This is a genomic window from Enterobacter sp. EC_64 (genome assembly GCF_019584165.1).
Taxonomy (GTDB): Bacteria; Pseudomonadota; Gammaproteobacteria; order Enterobacterales; family Enterobacteriaceae; genus Enterobacter; species Enterobacter roggenkampii.
This window is the reverse complement of record NZ_VDAS01000071.1, coordinates 1-1,047: the sequence shown is the minus strand read 5'-3', so window position 1 is coordinate 1,047 and position 1,047 is coordinate 1. Positions and strand designations below refer to the sequence as shown.

The 1,047-nt window shown below is 53.8% G+C and carries 1 rRNA gene; it reads right to left on the bottom strand.

Annotation, left to right across the window (positions count from 1 at the left end):
* Positions 1 to 12 precede the first annotated feature (12 nt).
* Positions 13 to 1,047: ribosomal RNA gene (locus FHC52_RS22480) — 23S ribosomal RNA — on the bottom strand; the annotation flags it as partial.

The window sequence follows — 1,047 nt, the reverse complement described above, 5'->3', positions numbered from 1 at the left end:
CTTCGGCGTTGTAAGGTTAAGCCTCACGGTTCATTAGTATCGGTTAGCTCAACGCATCGCTGCGCTTACACACCCGACCTATCAACGTCGTCGTCTTCAACGTTCCTTCAGGAGACTTAAAGTCTCAGGGAGAACTCATCTCGGGGCAAGTTTCGTGCTTAGATGCTTTCAGCACTTATCTTTTCCGCATTTAGCTACCGGGCAGTGCCATTGGCATGACAACCCGAACACCAGTGATGCGTCCACTCCGGTCCTCTCGTACTAGGAGCAGCCCCCCTCAATTCTCCAGCGCCCACGGCAGATAGGGACCGAACTGTCTCACGACGTTCTAAACCCAGCTCGCGTACCACTTTAAATGGCGAACAGCCATACCCTTGGGACCTACTTCAGCCCCAGGATGTGATGAGCCGACATCGAGGTGCCAAACACCGCCGTCGATATGAACTCTTGGGCGGTATCAGCCTGTTATCCCCGGAGTACCTTTTATCCGTTGAGCGATGGCCCTTCCATTCAGAACCACCGGATCACTATGACCTGCTTTCGCACCTGCTCGAGCCGTCACTCTCGCAGTCAAGCTAGCTTATGCCATTGCACTAACCTCCTGATGTCCGACCAGGATTAGCTAACCTTCGTGCTCCTCCGTTACTCTTTGGGAGGAGACCGCCCCAGTCAAACTACCCACCAGACACTGTCCGCAACCCGGATTACGGGTCTACGTTAGAACACCAGCCATTAAAGGGTGGTATTTCAAGGACGGCTCCACGCAGACTGGCGTCCACGCTTCAAAGCCTCCCACCTATCCTACACATCAAGGACCAGTGTTCAGTGTCAAGCTATAGTAAAGGTTCACGGGGTCTTTCCGTCTTGCCGCGGGTACACTGCATCTTCACAGCGAGTTCAATTTCACTGAGTCTCGGGTGGAGACAGCCTGGCCATCATTACGCCATTCGTGCAGGTCGGAACTTACCCGACAAGGAATTTCGCTACCTTAGGACCGTTATAGTTACGGCCGCCGTTTACCGGGGCTTCGATCAAGAGCTTCGCGTT